Consider the following 12,674-nt stretch of genomic DNA (forward strand, 5'->3'; position numbering starts at 1 on the left):
CAGGACAGGGCTCGATCAAGGGCCGGCAGGAAAAAACGGTCGAACATGGGCAGACGTCTCGCAGCACTCAGGAAGCGCGAGACTTTGCCGGGGATGACAGGGGAAATAAGTCAGAGAAGGAGACGGTGCATGTAGGGCGATTCGCTAAATTCGCCGAGCACGAAAAACAATCAACTGGCTAGGGAGGAAGGCAGTTTTCCAAACGGCCTGGGGATAACGTTACGGCTGAGGGTCCTCGAGGGTTTTGAGCTTGATCTCGGCCAAGGGATGCCCGGCTTTCGCCGCCAAGGTCCACCAACGTGCCGCTTCGACCGGATCCGGCGCCTTGCTGGCCGTACCGGCGAGGCTGATCACGCCGATCTGATAGGCCGCCTTGCCGTCACCGGCCAATGCCGCCAGCCGCAACAGGCGAATCCCCTCTTCCCGAGCCCCCAGCCCATGGCCGCGAAACGTCAGGATATGCCCGTAGAAACTTTGCGCACCAACGTCGCCCAGATTCGCCATCCGTGAGAACTGCCCCTCGAGCCAGGCCCAGCCACGCGGCTGACGGACAAACCATGACCAATGAAACAACCGCCGCGCCAGCCAGTAGCCGGCCCGTGCCTTGATACGCCAGAGCACTCAGGCCTCCGCCGATTCGGGGTACTCGTATTCGAATACCCGGACCACTTCCGAGGCATGCCAGGAAGCGGCGGCCACGCCATCGGAAGGCCCGGAAAAACGGCCAAGGCGTTCAACGCATTCGAAGAAACCGGTGCGCGGCAACCGACTGGCGCCCTGGCTGATGACCAACGAACTGCGCAGCGGCTGTTCAGCCCGGGCGTCCAGCGCAGCCAAATGCTCAAGGGCCGCCGTCAAGGTTTGCATGGCCGGGCTGGGAAGCTGCAGGCGCTCCAGCAAGGCGCGGTAAGTCAACAAATGGCGCTGGCGGCGCGCCTGGTCCAATTCACCCAACAACCCATCCCAATGCTGCCGACTGATGCGTACGCTCACGATTCATCCCTCCAACCCGGAACCGTCAATTCCCAGGCCAGACTGCGCCGAATCGCGGCGTCGGGCTGACGCTCGCCACTTTCGATCAAGGCCAGATAAGACGGACTGATACCTACCGTGCGGGCCAGCGCCTCAATGGCGATACCCTTCCCTTCGCGCAAACTGCGTAATTGATCCAGGCCAGGAAGAACCTGACCGGGTGCCGCCGCGTGACGGACGGTGGCCTCGCGCGACGGAGCTTGTTCGATGCCTGCTGCCTTCAGCAACGACTGGTACTGATCCCACGGTAAAACCGCGTATTCGGGCTCACCGTCGCGTGTGATTATTTGGATATCCATGTCTACCCCGTAGGACAACAACACTTAGCGAGTCAGCTTTTTTCTTTAGAAGTGTAATCCTAATAGCAGCTAAGGTCGCGGGGCTATGAATCTCTGCAGGGGAATGGCGCAGGATCAGGTTTTTTTCTGACCCTGGAGTTGGAGTTGTTCCGGGGTGTCGGGAAGTCTTTCGGCACGGGCAAGCTGCTCGGGCGATTGCCGATAACGCCAGGCACGGAAGGCTTCGAGTTCGCCGTCGAGGTTTTTCATGATCCAGGCCAGGACGGCGATATCGTCGAACATGCCGAACATCGGCAGAAAATCGGGAATCGCATCCAGGGGGCTGAGGAAATACATGAGCCCCGCCACAATCGAAAGCAGCGACTTGGCACTGACCGCCCGGTATTCGCCACGCCAGTAAGCCAGGCACAGCGCCTGCAGCAAGCGCAGGTCCTCCTTGAGCTTACCCAACCGGCCACCTTCCCGGGCACTTTTGCTGGCGACGGCAAACAGCAACGTCGGTAATCGACCGCGGGCCAGCAAGCGCCCTGCCAAGGGCAGAAATCGCGCAAAATTCCACGGGGCCTTCATTTTTTCTCCCACTGAAATGTTATCCACACAAATTGTGGATAACCTTGTGAACAGAGCTGCATTTCACCGCTGAAGCCCCCGTTTCATAAGGGCCTGGCTCAGATCGGGCGTTTTTTACTCACATAAAAAAACCCAATATTTCATTGACTTGACCGGCTGACTGCGTCTAGCACAGCGCCTGTAATGCCTATGACTGTCACCTGCGTTGGCCGTTCGGTTTTTTTTGGTATTGACCAAACCCCAGATGCAACAACGCCCCGCATAAGCGAGGCGTTGTTGTTATAGCAGATGCCGTTACTTGGCTGCGTCTGCTTTTGCCGGATCCTTGATCGCCAGCAGTTCCAGGTCGAACACCAGGACCGAGTTGGCTGGGATGGCCGGGCTCGGGCTCTGGGCGCCGTAGGCCAGGTCACTTGGGATGTACAGCTTGTACTTCTCGCCGACATGCATCAGTTGCAGGCCTTCGACCCAACCCGGGATGACGCCGCTGACCGGCAGATCGATCGGGCTGCCACGTTCAACGGAGCTGTCGAACACGGTGCCGTTGGTCAGCTTGCCAGTGTAGTGGACAGTCACGACGTCGGTCGGCTTAGGCTGTGGGCCATCGGCTTTCTTGACCACTTCGTACTGCAGGCCGGAAGCGGTGGTGGTCACACCGGTTTTCTTGCCGTTTTCTTCAAGGAATTTCTTGCCGGCGGCTGCCGACTCTTCGCTCATCTTGGCCATGCGCTCTTCGGCACGTTTTTGCAGTGCGGCAAAGGCTTCGACCAACTCTTCGTCTTTCAGCTTCTGTTCTTTCTTGCCGACGGCATCTTCGATGCCCTGGGCGACTGCTTTGGAGTCCAGGTCATCCATGCCTTCCTGAGCCAGGCTCTTGCCCATGTTCAGGCCAATACCGTAGGAAGCTTTCTGCGCCGGGGTTTTCAGCTCCACGCTGGTCTGCGAGTCGCAACCCGCGAGTACCAGGCCAACCAGGGCCACCGCCGCCGCCAACCGATGCTGTTTCATGCTATTTCCTTGTTCATGCGCCTAAAGGGCAATCGAATAAAGCCGCGAGCTTATCAGGCGGCCACGACCAATGGCTACCGGCATGTGAGCAGCAAAGTGATGATAAGTTCACGTCCGCAAACGCTTTTTAATCCTGGGCCGATGAAGCCTCTGTCATCCGTTACGTACAGAGACAAATTGCCGCTGACCAACGTCCCGCAGGTAATGGCCACTTGCCGGTGGCGCGACGCTGAGGCATAAGGGCATATCAAAAAAACAAGGACGTTACCGTGCGCCTTCTCTCTCGCATCCTCTTGCTGCTCCTCGCGCTGCTTGTTGTCGCCGTGGCCGTGGTGCTTTATTACATCGCCAATCCTCGCCTGCCGTTCTATACACCGGCCCAGCAGGTGCACTACCTGGATCAATGGAGCGCCGCCGAGCGCCAGACGTATTACTTCACGCCCCAAGGCACCCAGGTCAAAGGCCTGCGCTACGACTGGTTCACGGCACTCGAATTACCGTTTTCGCAACAACGCTTTGCTTCGCCGGACTATCTGGCGCGGTTCGGCTTCCTGGTCGACCCGGCGCAAAAAGCCTCGCCGAACAATCCCGGTAACTTGCCGGTGGGTTTCGCACGGCATCAGAATTCGGGCAGTAGCGATGAGTTTCTGGATATTACCTGCGCCGCCTGTCACACCGGCGAGTTGCGCTTCAAGGGCCAAGCCATAAGGATTGATGGCGGCTCGGCGCAGCACGTCCTGCCTTCCAGTGTTCCGACACTGCGCGGTGGCAGTTTCGGACAAGCACTGGTCGCCAGTCTGGCTTCCACCTACTACAACCCGTGGAAATTCGAACGCTTTGCCCGCCAGGTTCTGGGCAAGGACTACGATGCCCGTCATGAAGAATTGCGCGAGCAATTCAAGGCCTCCCTGTACACCTTCATACGGGTGGCCTGGAACGACACCCATCGCGGCCTCTACCCCACCGAAGAAGGCCCCGGCCGCACCGACGCCTTTGGTCGCATTGCCAATGCCAGCTTCGGCGATGCCATTTCGGCGGAAAACTATCGGGTTGCCAACGCACCGGTGGATTACCCGCAGCTGTGGGATATATGGATGTTCGACTGGGTGCAGTGGAACGGCTCGGCCCAACAACCCATGGCTCGCAACGTTGGCGAAGCGCTGGGCGTGGGTGCCACGCTGAATTTCTTCGACGCCCAGGGCAAGCCGTTGCAGGGCGATGCGCGATACCCCTCCAGCGTGCGCGTGCGCGACCTGAATAAAATCGAAGAAACCCTGCAATTGCTCAAGCCCCCGGTGTGGCCGGAGGCACTGCTTGGCACGATCGACAAACCTCTGGCCAGCAAGGGCCGGGCGCTGTTCGTCGAAAACTGCGCCGGTTGTCATGTGCCCAAAGTGGTTCAGGGGCCCGACAGACCGGTTCAGCAACTGCACATGCTGCCAGTGAAAGCGATCGGCACCGACCCGGGCACCGCCAATAACATTGCCGACCATCGCTTCGACCTGACCAGCCTGCAGTGGGATCCGGCCGAGCTGGCGAAACTGGACGTGCAACTGCACCCGACTCCGACGGCGCCGCTGGACATGAGCCAGCTCTCGGTTGCCAAAGGCCTGGCCTACGTCACCGCGTTTGTCGAAAACCGCGCTTACCGCGACGCCGGCGTCACCCCCGTCGAGCGCCCGGCCCTGGACGGCTTCGGCTTGCCCATCGGCGTACGCGAACTGCGCGCCTATAAGGCCCGGCCGCTGGCGGGCGTCTGGGCCACGCCACCGTTCCTGCACAACGGCTCGGTGCCGACGATCTATCAACTGCTGTCGCCCCAGGCCGAGCGTGCGACCAGCTTTTATAAAGGCAGCTTCGAATACGATCCGCGCCACCTGGGCTATCGTACCGAAGCCTTCACCAATGGTTTCCTCTTCGATACCCGAATCACCGGCAACCACAACAGTGGCCATGAATTCCGCGCCGGTGAGCGGGGCAACGGCGTGATTGGCCGGCTACTGCAACCGCAGGAACGCTGGGCGTTGCTGGAGTACCTCAAGGTGCTTGGCGGGCCGCTGGAGTCGCAACTGTAATGATGACCTTCTCAGGCAAAAGGATTTTCCCATGCTGATCACGCTCTGGCTGCGCCTCGGCGCCTTTTTGGGCAAGACGCTCCTGTGGCTGCTGGGCATCGGCCTGCTCGGCTGGGCGCTGGCCACGGCCTGGTTCGCCTGGCAACACAGCGGGGCGGTGTCGGACAAAGAGCAGATACCGCCCGGCGAATCCGCCATGACCCAGGACATCATCCAGACCGCGATCCGCATCGTCGATCAGCACCGTGAAGGCACGCGCTATCTGCGCGACGCCCATGCCAAGGCGCACGGTTGCGTCATGGCCGAGGTCCAGGTGCCGAACGACCTGCCGACGCCGTTGCGCCAAGGCGTGTTTGCCGAACCGGGCAAGACTTGGCAGGCAACGATCCGTCTCTCCAACGGCAACGCCTATCCTCAATTCGACAGCTTGCGCGATGCACGGGGGATGGCGATCAAGCTGCTGAACGTGCCGGGCAAGCAACTGCTCGCTGATCGGCAATCACAAGGCGAACAGGATTTCGTGATGTTCAATCACTCGAACTTCTTCGTCAGCGATGTCGCCGAATATCGTCAGAATGTGGCGGCCCAGGCCGATGGCAAAAAAGCGCTGGCATTCTTTCCGAGCGTGGACCCACGCAGTTGGCAGATCCGCCATTTGTTCATCGCCCTGGCGACCCTCTCACCGCCACCGGCCAGTCCGACCCAGACCACGTACTTTTCCGTATCGCCCTACAAGTTCGGTGAAGCCAACGCCAAGTTTCGCGTCGCGCCGGACCCGGACAACTGCCCGGCCTATACCCTGCCGGCGCAAAACCAGGACTTGCCGAATTTCCTGCGCAGCGCCCTGAATCAGCAGCTATCCACAGACCGGGTGCCGGCGTGTTTTGTCCTGCAGATCCAGCGCCAGGATCCGAGCAAGTACATGCCAATCGAAGACACCAGCATTGAATGGCGAGAAAGTGATGCTCCGTTCGAGACGGTGGCGAAAATCAAGGTACCGGCCCAGGACTTCGATACACCCAAGCTGAACCTGGCCTGTGACAACCAGTCCTTCAACCCCTGGTTCGGCATTGAGGCCCATCGCCCCATCGGCGGCATCAACCGCTTGCGCAAAGCGGTGTATGAGGCGGTCAGCGATTACCGTCACAGCCGTAATGCCGAGCAGTAGATAGCCGGCAAATCCCAGACAGCAAAAAGCCCGCTCGATTGAGCGGGCTTTTTGTAGGTGACCTGGCGTTCAGCGGGCCAGGAAACCGAATATGGCGCAGCGGACGGGACTCGAACCCGCGACCCCCGGCGTGACAGGCCGGTATTCTAACCGACTGAACTACCGCTGCGCGTAACATTGAAAGTTTGGTGGGTGATGACGGGATCGAACCGCCGACATTCTGCTTGTAAGGCAGACGCTCTCCCAGCTGAGCTAATCACCCTTCACTTTCGATGCGGGGCGCATTCTCTCACAGTTTTTCGTAACGCGCTGATTTAAATAGAAAATTCAGCAAAAAACCTGAGAAAAGCACATCGCATTAACTGCAAACAGCAAAAAGCCCGCGTGAGCGGGCTTTCCGTGGTCATCTGGCGTTCAGCGTTCCAGATAACCGAATATGGCGCAGCGGACGGGACTCGAACCCGCGACCCCCGGCGTGACAGGCCGGTATTCTAACCGACTGAACTACCGCTGCGCGTAACACTTGAAACGAATGGTGGGTGATGACGGGATCGAACCGCCGACATTCTGCTTGTAAGGCAGACGCTCTCCCAGCTGAGCTAATCACCCTTCGCTTTCGGTGTGGCGCGCATTCTACGGAGCACTCCCTAAGCTGGCAAGCACTTTTTAAATTAATTTTTTCATGCCTTCCAAAGGCTTAGCGAAGGGTTGGCCTATGGCGCCGCGAAGAGAATAATGCCCCCCTTTGTATAAAGGAGAGACTCACCCCATGTGGTTCAAAAACCTGCTTATCTATCGCCTGACCCAAGATCTGCCTTTTGATGCCGAGGCGTTGGAAACTGCACTGGCCACCAAACTGGCGCGTCCATGTGCAAGCCAGGAGTTGACCACTTACGGTTTCGTCGCGCCGTTTGGCAAAGGCGAAGACGCGCCATTGGTGCATGTCAGCCAGGATTTCCTGCTGATCGCCGCTCGCAAGGAGGAACGCATCCTGCCGGGCAGCGTCGTGCGCGACGCCCTGAAGGAAAAGGTCGAAGAGATCGAAGCCGAGCAAATGCGCAAGGTCTATAAAAAGGAACGGGACCAGCTCAAGGATGAAATCATCCAGGCGTTCCTGCCACGGGCCTTCATTCGTCGCTCGTCCACCTTCGCCGCCATCGCGCCGAAACAGGGCCTGATCCTGGTGAACTCCGCCAGCCCGAAACGCGCCGAAGACCTGCTGTCGACCCTGCGCGAAGTCATCGGCACGCTGCCGGTGCGCCCACTGACGGTGAAAATGGCCCCGACCGCCACCATGACCGACTGGGTCAAGACCCAGAAAGCCGCGGACGATTTCTTCGTGCTGGATGAGTGCGAATTGCGCGACCCCCATGAAGACGGCGGTATCGTGCGTTGCAAGCGTCAGGACCTGACCAGCGATGAAATCCAACTGCACCTGAACACCGGCAAGGTAGTGACGCAATTGTCGCTGGCCTGGCAGGACAAGCTGTCCTTCGTGCTCGACGACAAAATGGTGGTCAAGCGCCTGAAGTTCGAAGACCTGCTGCAGGACCAGGCGGAACAGGACGGTGGCGAAGAAGCCCTCGGCCAGTTGGACGCCAGCTTCACCCTGATGATGCTGACGTTCGGCGAGTTCCTGCCGGCGCTGGTTGAAGCGTTGGGTGGAGAAGAGATGCCGCAGGGGATCTAAAGGCTGGTGATTCTCCTGTGGGAGCGGGCTTGCTCGCGAAAGCGGTGTATCCGTTAACGACTATGTTGACTGGCATACCGCTTTCGCGAGCAAGCCCGCTCCCACATTGGTTTTTATGGTGTTATCAAGAATAAGGATCAGGTCATGCGTGCATTGGCTGCATTGAGCCGCTTTGTCGGCAATACCTTCGCTTACTGGGTACTGATTTTCGCCGTCGTGGCATTCCTGCAACCGCAGTGGTTCGTCGGCCTGAAAAGCGCCATCGTGCCGCTGCTGGGCCTGGTGATGTTCGGCATGGGCCTGACCCTCAAGCTCGATGACTTCGCCGAAGTCGCGCGCCATCCCTGGCGCGTGGCCTTGGGCGTGGTCGCCCATTTCGTGATCATGCCCGGAGTGGCGTGGTTGCTCTGCCAGGTGTTCCACCTGCCGCCGGAAATCGCCGTCGGCGTGATCCTGGTGGGCTGCTGCCCGAGCGGCACCTCGTCGAATGTCATGACCTGGCTGGCCCGTGGCGACTTGGCCCTGTCGGTGGCTATCGCCGCCGTCACCACCCTGCTTGCGCCGCTGTTGACCCCGGCGCTGATCTGGCTGCTGGCCTCGGCGTGGTTGCCGGTATCGTTCATGGAACTGTTCTGGTCGATCCTGCAAGTGGTGCTGCTGCCTATCGTGCTGGGCGTGGTCGCGCAACGGCTGCTGGGGGACAAGGTGCGTCATGCCGTGGAGGTGTTGCCGCTGGTGTCGGTGGTGAGCATCGTCATCATCGTCACCGCTGTGGTAGCCGCCAGCCAGGCGAAAATTGCCGAATCGGGCCTGCTGATCATGGCCGTGGTGATGTTGCACAACAGCTTCGGCTTTTTGCTGGGTTACTTCACCGGGCACCTGTTCAAGCTGCCGCTGGCCCAGCGTAAATCCCTGGCGCTGGAAGTGGGCATGCAGAACTCCGGCTTGGGCGCGGCCCTGGCCAGCGCGCATTTCTCGCCGCTGGCGGCAGTCCCCAGCGCGCTGTTCAGCGTCTGGCACAATATTTCCGGGGCTTTGCTCTCGACGTACTTCCGGCGCATGAGCGAAAAACAGGACCGTGAAACGCTAGCCGCCCGGCAAACCGCCGACTGAGGCAGACTTGATCGAGTGCCCGATCATGGGCACTCTATCCATCCACTGCGGGGACGACCCCGCCACTCGATTGAGTCTTGAATCCGGGGACGACCCCATCCATCGATGAGGTGCCTGATGTCCTGGATCATTCTATTTTTTGCTGGCCTGTTCGAAGTTGGCTGGGCGGTCGGCCTGAAGTACACCGACGGGTTCAGCCGCCCTCTCCCCACTGCACTGACGATTGCCGCCATGGCCATCAGCCTCGGGCTGCTCGGCCTGGCGATGAAGGAGTTGCCCTTGGGCACGGCCTATGCGATCTGGACCGGGGTCGGTGCCGTGGGCACGGTGATCGCCGGGATCATTTTGTTTGGCGAGTCGATGGCACTGGTTCGGTTGGCCAGTGTGGCGTTGATCATCGTCGGGCTGGTAGGGCTCAAGGTCAGCGCCTGAATGGACCTGTGGGAGCGAGCTTGCTCGCGATAGCGGTCTGCCTGCGACATCAACGCCAGCAGACAGATTGCAATCGCGAGCAAGCTCGCCCCCACAGTTTTTCTGTCCTAGCGGACGGTGCCGCGCAAATCTCCCACCAATGCCTGCAAACTCGAAGGCGTTGCCGCCTCTACCGCGACCGCCGAACCCGCCACCAATGTCACCCGCGACCAGAACCGACGGAACATCCCCTTGCTTGGATCGCGACTGAAGAAACTGCCCCAAAGCCCCTGCAACGCCAGGGGAATCACCGGTACCGGGGTTTCCTGGAGGATGCGCGTCAGCCCACTCTTGAACTCATTGATCTCACCGTCAGCCGTCAGTTTTCCTTCCGGGAAGATGCACACCAACTCACCGTCCTTAAGGTATTGGGCGATTCGGGTGAAGGCCTTTTCGTAGATGTGAATGTCTTCCTGGCGCCCGGCAATCGGAATCGTCCCGGCGGTACGGAAGATGAAGTTCAACACCGGCAGGTTGTAGATCTTGTAGTACATCACGAAGCGAATCGGCCGACGCACCGCGCCGCCAATCAGCAAGGCATCGACGAAGGACACGTGATTGCAGACCAACAGCGCGGCGCCTTCATCGGGGATCGTCTCCAGGTTGCGATGCTCCACGCGGTACATGGAATGGCTCAGCAGCCAGATCATGAAGCGCATGCTGAATTCGGGGACGATTTTGAAGATGTAGGCGTTGACGCCGATGTTCAGCAGCGACACCACCAGGAACAGTTGCGGGATCGACAGTTTGGCCAGGCTCAGCAAGACGATGGAGACCAGCGCCGAGACCACCATGAACAACGCATTGAGGATGTTGTTGGCGGCGATCACCCGCGCCCGTTCGTTTTCGACGGTGCGTGACTGGATCAAGGCGTACAGCGGCACGATATAGAAACCACCGAAGACACCCAGGCCAAGGATGTCGATCAGCACCAGCCAGGCGTGGCCGAAACCGAGTACTTCAAGCCAACCGTGCCCCTCGACACTGTCGGGAATTCCACCGGAATGCCACCACAGCAACAGGCCGAACACCGTCAACCCGAACGAGCCGAACGGCACCAGGCCGATCTCGACTTTGCGCCCCGAAAGCCTTTCGCAGAGCATCGAACCCAGGGCGATCCCCACCGAAAACACGGTCAGGATCAGGGTCACCACTGTTTCGTCGCCGTGCATCCACTCCTTGGCGTAGGCCGGGATCTGCGTCAGGTAAATTGCCCCGACAAACCAGAACCACGAGTTGCCGACAATCGAGCGCGATACCGCCGGGGTTTGCCCCAAGCCCAGTTTCAGGGTGGCCCAGGATTGGCTGAAGATGTTCCAGTTCAGGCGCATTTGCGGCGAGGCCGCCGCCGCTCGCGGAATGCTGCGGCTGGCCAGGTAACCGAGCACGGCCACGCCGATGATCGCGGTCGACACCACGGGGGCGTAATGCGCCGAGGACATCATGATCCCGGCGCCGATGGTGCCGGCCAGGATCGCCAGGAACGTGCCCATCTCCACCAGGCCGTTGCCGCCAACGAGCTCATCCTCACGCAAGGCCTGCGGCAGGATCGAATACTTCACCGGGCCGAACAGCGCCGAATGGGTGCCCATGGCAAACAGCGCCACCAGCATCAGCGATAAATGATCGAACACAAAGCCCACCGCGCCGACCGCCATGATGACGATTTCGCCGAGTTTGATCAGGCGAATCAACGCATCCTTGGCGAACTTCTCCCCGAACTGCCCCGCCAACGCCGAGAACAGAAAGAACGGCAGGATAAACAGCAGTGCGCAGAGGTTGACCCAAATCGAGCGATCACCGTCGATGGTCAACTTGTAGAGGATGGCGAGGATCAGCGACTGCTTGAAAATGTTGTCGTTGAACGCGCCAAGGGACTGCGTGATGAAGAACGGCAGGAAGCGCCGCGTGCGAAGCAAGGTGAACTGCGAAGGGTGACTCATCTTCCATGTTCCTGAGTGGCGTGGACGCTTATTGGAATGACGCTTTTTGATCCAGGCCACACATTACCTGTCTTTAGCGATTATTTCGCCAGCCCCGCAATGCACGGCGACACAAACAACTCACCGTGCCAGGCCCCCGCGAGGGTACGCCGCCCGACGATCAGCCACATCACCACCAGCATCGCCACCAGCACGCCCCCAAACACGCTGAAAAAATCCAGGTTCAGCAGGTCCGCCAGCTTCAGCGTCGTCAACGCATACACGCCCAAGGGGAAAGTAAAGCCCCACCAGCCCAGATTGAACGGGATGCCCGCGCGTAAATAACGCGCGGTGATCAGCAGCGCCATCAACATCCACCAGAACCCGAAGCCCCACAGCGTGATACCCGCTACCAACCCCAACCCGGCAGCGATTTCACCCATGCCAGGCAGGCCATTGGCGGCAAAAATCAGCGGCGCATCGCTGCCCAGCAGCAACATGCCGAGGGCGCCGGTGCCGATGGGGCCGAGGGCCAGCCAGCTCGAGGCGGCCATGTTTTCGTGGGGCAACTTGTGCAGGGCCATGCGCAACAGCAGGATCGTCAGAATGCTGAACGCGACCGGTAGGGAAAAAGCCCAGAGCACGTAGCTGGTGACCAGCATCACCAGTTGCCCATGAGCGTCTGCCAGATGCGGTGCCAACAGCCCACCACTGGCGGCTGCCACTTCGGCGGCCACCACCGGCAGTAACCACACAGCGGTCATCTGGTCGATCCGGTGTTCCTGACGGGTGAACATCAGGAACGGAATCAGTACACCGCAGGCTATCGACATGGCCACGTCGAACCACCATAAGGCTTCGGCCAACGGCACCACACCGCTTCCCCAGCGCGGCAGCCCGAACACCAGAAAGCCATTGATGATTGTCGCCAACCCCATGGGAATGGTGCCGAAAAACATCGAAACCGTTGAATGGCCGAAGATCCGCCGCGCCTCGTCGAAGAACAATAGCCAACGGGCCGTGTACAAGCCGGCGAACACCACAAACAACAGCATGTTGAACAACCATAACCCTTCACCCAGTAGGTGCAGGCCCGGCACCTCCCCAGGCCATTGCGCCAAAGCCAGCGCCAGCACACCGGTGCCCATGACGACGGCAAACCAGTTGGGCGTGAATTGGCGAATGGCTTCCAACGGCCTGGGCAAATGGCTCAGTGGGCGAAAGCGGGTCTTGGCGGCGCAGCATGTCATGGCGAACTCCTGTCCTCGGATGAGGTGGAGCCATGCTAGATCCGGATCGAATATCTATATAACGGGTAATTTCTCT

General features: G+C 59.8%; 12 protein-coding genes and 4 tRNA genes. 5 read left to right on the forward strand and 11 right to left on the reverse strand.

Annotated elements, in window-relative coordinates:
* Positions 1-219 precede the first annotated feature (219 nt).
* From CD58_RS21380 to CD58_RS21400, 5 genes are all read right to left on the reverse strand, one after another.
* A complete protein-coding gene (locus CD58_RS21380; protein ID WP_025215007.1) occupies positions 220-621 on the reverse strand; it encodes a sel1 repeat family protein in 402 nt (133 codons plus the stop codon).
* On the reverse strand, positions 622-993 hold the full coding sequence (locus tag CD58_RS21385; protein ID WP_003179080.1) for a hypothetical protein: 372 nt from the start codon (positions 991-993) through the stop codon (positions 622-624). It abuts the gene before it with no gap.
* Positions 990-1,331: a helix-turn-helix domain-containing protein gene (locus CD58_RS21390; RefSeq protein ID WP_025215008.1), complete on the reverse strand. Its 342-nt coding sequence runs from the start codon at positions 1,329-1,331 to the stop codon at positions 990-992. Before CD58_RS21390 ends, CD58_RS21385 begins: the two co-directional genes overlap by 4 nt.
* 114 nt (positions 1,332-1,445) lie before the next feature.
* Entirely contained in the window at positions 1,446-1,901 is a 456-nt protein-coding gene (locus tag CD58_RS21395; protein WP_025215009.1) for a YkvA family protein, read from the reverse strand.
* A gap of 294 nt (positions 1,902-2,195) precedes the next feature.
* Positions 2,196-2,909, reverse strand: a complete 714-nt coding sequence (locus tag CD58_RS21400; RefSeq protein ID WP_025215010.1) for an FKBP-type peptidyl-prolyl cis-trans isomerase — start codon at positions 2,907-2,909, stop codon at positions 2,196-2,198.
* Positions 2,910-3,178: 269 nt separating this feature from the next.
* Here CD58_RS21400 and CD58_RS21405 point away from each other — a divergent pair, with 269 nt between their 5' ends.
* Positions 3,179-4,984, forward strand: a complete 1,806-nt coding sequence (locus tag CD58_RS21405; RefSeq protein WP_025215011.1) for a di-heme-cytochrome C peroxidase — start codon at positions 3,179-3,181, stop codon at positions 4,982-4,984.
* A gap of 31 nt (positions 4,985-5,015) precedes the next feature.
* Positions 5,016-6,152: a catalase family protein gene (locus CD58_RS21410; RefSeq protein WP_025215012.1), complete on the forward strand. Its 1,137-nt coding sequence runs from the start codon at positions 5,016-5,018 to the stop codon at positions 6,150-6,152.
* A gap of 92 nt (positions 6,153-6,244) precedes the next feature.
* On the opposite strand, the gene CD58_RS21415 is transcribed toward CD58_RS21410, so the two are convergent.
* The 4 genes from CD58_RS21415 to CD58_RS21430 all read right to left on the reverse strand — a co-directional run bounded on the left by CD58_RS21415 (position 6,245) and on the right by CD58_RS21430 (position 6,761).
* Positions 6,245-6,321: transfer RNA gene (locus CD58_RS21415), tRNA-Asp, on the reverse strand.
* 17 nt (positions 6,322-6,338) lie between these two features.
* A tRNA-Val gene (locus CD58_RS21420) sits at positions 6,339-6,414 on the reverse strand.
* 175 nt (positions 6,415-6,589) lie between these two features.
* Positions 6,590-6,666: transfer RNA gene (locus CD58_RS21425), tRNA-Asp, on the reverse strand.
* A gap of 19 nt (positions 6,667-6,685) precedes the next feature.
* Positions 6,686-6,761, reverse strand: a tRNA-Val gene (locus tag CD58_RS21430).
* A 160-nt stretch (positions 6,762-6,921) separates the two neighbouring features.
* On the opposite strand from CD58_RS21430, the gene rdgC reads away from it, so the two are divergent.
* The 3 genes from rdgC (at position 6,922) to sugE (ending at position 9,387) form a co-directional block, all read left to right on the forward strand.
* Positions 6,922-7,842 carry a recombination-associated protein RdgC gene (gene rdgC, locus CD58_RS21435; RefSeq protein ID WP_025215013.1) on the forward strand — a complete coding sequence of 307 codons (921 nt, stop codon included), beginning with the start codon at positions 6,922-6,924 and terminating at the stop codon, positions 7,840-7,842.
* Positions 7,843-7,986: 144 nt separating this feature from the next.
* Complete coding sequence (locus tag CD58_RS21440; RefSeq protein ID WP_025215014.1) at positions 7,987-8,955, forward strand: bile acid:sodium symporter family protein; 969 nt, start codon at positions 7,987-7,989, stop codon at positions 8,953-8,955.
* Positions 8,956-9,072: 117 nt separating this feature from the next.
* Positions 9,073-9,387 (forward strand): quaternary ammonium compound efflux SMR transporter SugE, encoded by a 315-nt coding sequence (gene sugE, locus CD58_RS21445; protein WP_025215015.1) that lies wholly within the window; start codon positions 9,073-9,075, stop codon positions 9,385-9,387.
* 107 nt (positions 9,388-9,494) lie between these two features.
* Here the strand turns inward: sugE and CD58_RS21450 are convergent, their stop codons facing one another.
* Together CD58_RS21450 and CD58_RS21455 are read right to left on the reverse strand one after the other, a co-directional pair.
* On the reverse strand, positions 9,495-11,369 hold the full coding sequence (locus tag CD58_RS21450; RefSeq protein ID WP_025215016.1) for an MFS transporter: 1,875 nt from the start codon (positions 11,367-11,369) through the stop codon (positions 9,495-9,497).
* Positions 11,370-11,449: 80 nt separating this feature from the next.
* Positions 11,450-12,598: a TDT family transporter gene (locus CD58_RS21455; RefSeq protein WP_025215017.1), complete on the reverse strand. Its 1,149-nt coding sequence runs from the start codon at positions 12,596-12,598 to the stop codon at positions 11,450-11,452.
* Positions 12,599-12,674 lie beyond the last annotated feature (76 nt).

The organism is Pseudomonas brassicacearum, assembly GCF_000585995.1.
Lineage (GTDB): Bacteria > Pseudomonadota > Gammaproteobacteria > Pseudomonadales > Pseudomonadaceae > Aquipseudomonas > Aquipseudomonas brassicacearum_A.

Excerpts from the sequence above, each read along its gene's own strand:
- CD58_RS21390 (WP_025215008.1), bottom strand. The coding sequence starts at position 1,331 with ATGGATATCCAAATAATCACACGCGACGGTGAGCCCGAATACGCGGTT.
- CD58_RS21395 (WP_025215009.1), bottom strand. The coding sequence starts at position 1,901 with ATGAAGGCCCCGTGGAATTTTGCGCGATTTCTGCCCTTGGCAGGGCGC.
- CD58_RS21400 (WP_025215010.1), bottom strand. The coding sequence starts at position 2,909 with ATGAAACAGCATCGGTTGGCGGCGGCGGTGGCCCTGGTTGGCCTGGTA.
- CD58_RS21410 (WP_025215012.1), top strand. The coding sequence starts at position 5,016 with ATGCTGATCACGCTCTGGCTGCGCCTCGGCGCCTTTTTGGGCAAGACG.
- rdgC (WP_025215013.1), top strand. The coding sequence starts at position 6,922 with ATGTGGTTCAAAAACCTGCTTATCTATCGCCTGACCCAAGATCTGCCT.
- CD58_RS21440 (WP_025215014.1), top strand. The coding sequence starts at position 7,987 with ATGCGTGCATTGGCTGCATTGAGCCGCTTTGTCGGCAATACCTTCGCT.
- sugE (WP_025215015.1), top strand. The coding sequence starts at position 9,073 with ATGTCCTGGATCATTCTATTTTTTGCTGGCCTGTTCGAAGTTGGCTGG.
- CD58_RS21450 (WP_025215016.1), bottom strand. The coding sequence starts at position 11,369 with ATGAGTCACCCTTCGCAGTTCACCTTGCTTCGCACGCGGCGCTTCCTG.
- CD58_RS21455 (WP_025215017.1), bottom strand. The coding sequence starts at position 12,598 with ATGACATGCTGCGCCGCCAAGACCCGCTTTCGCCCACTGAGCCATTTG.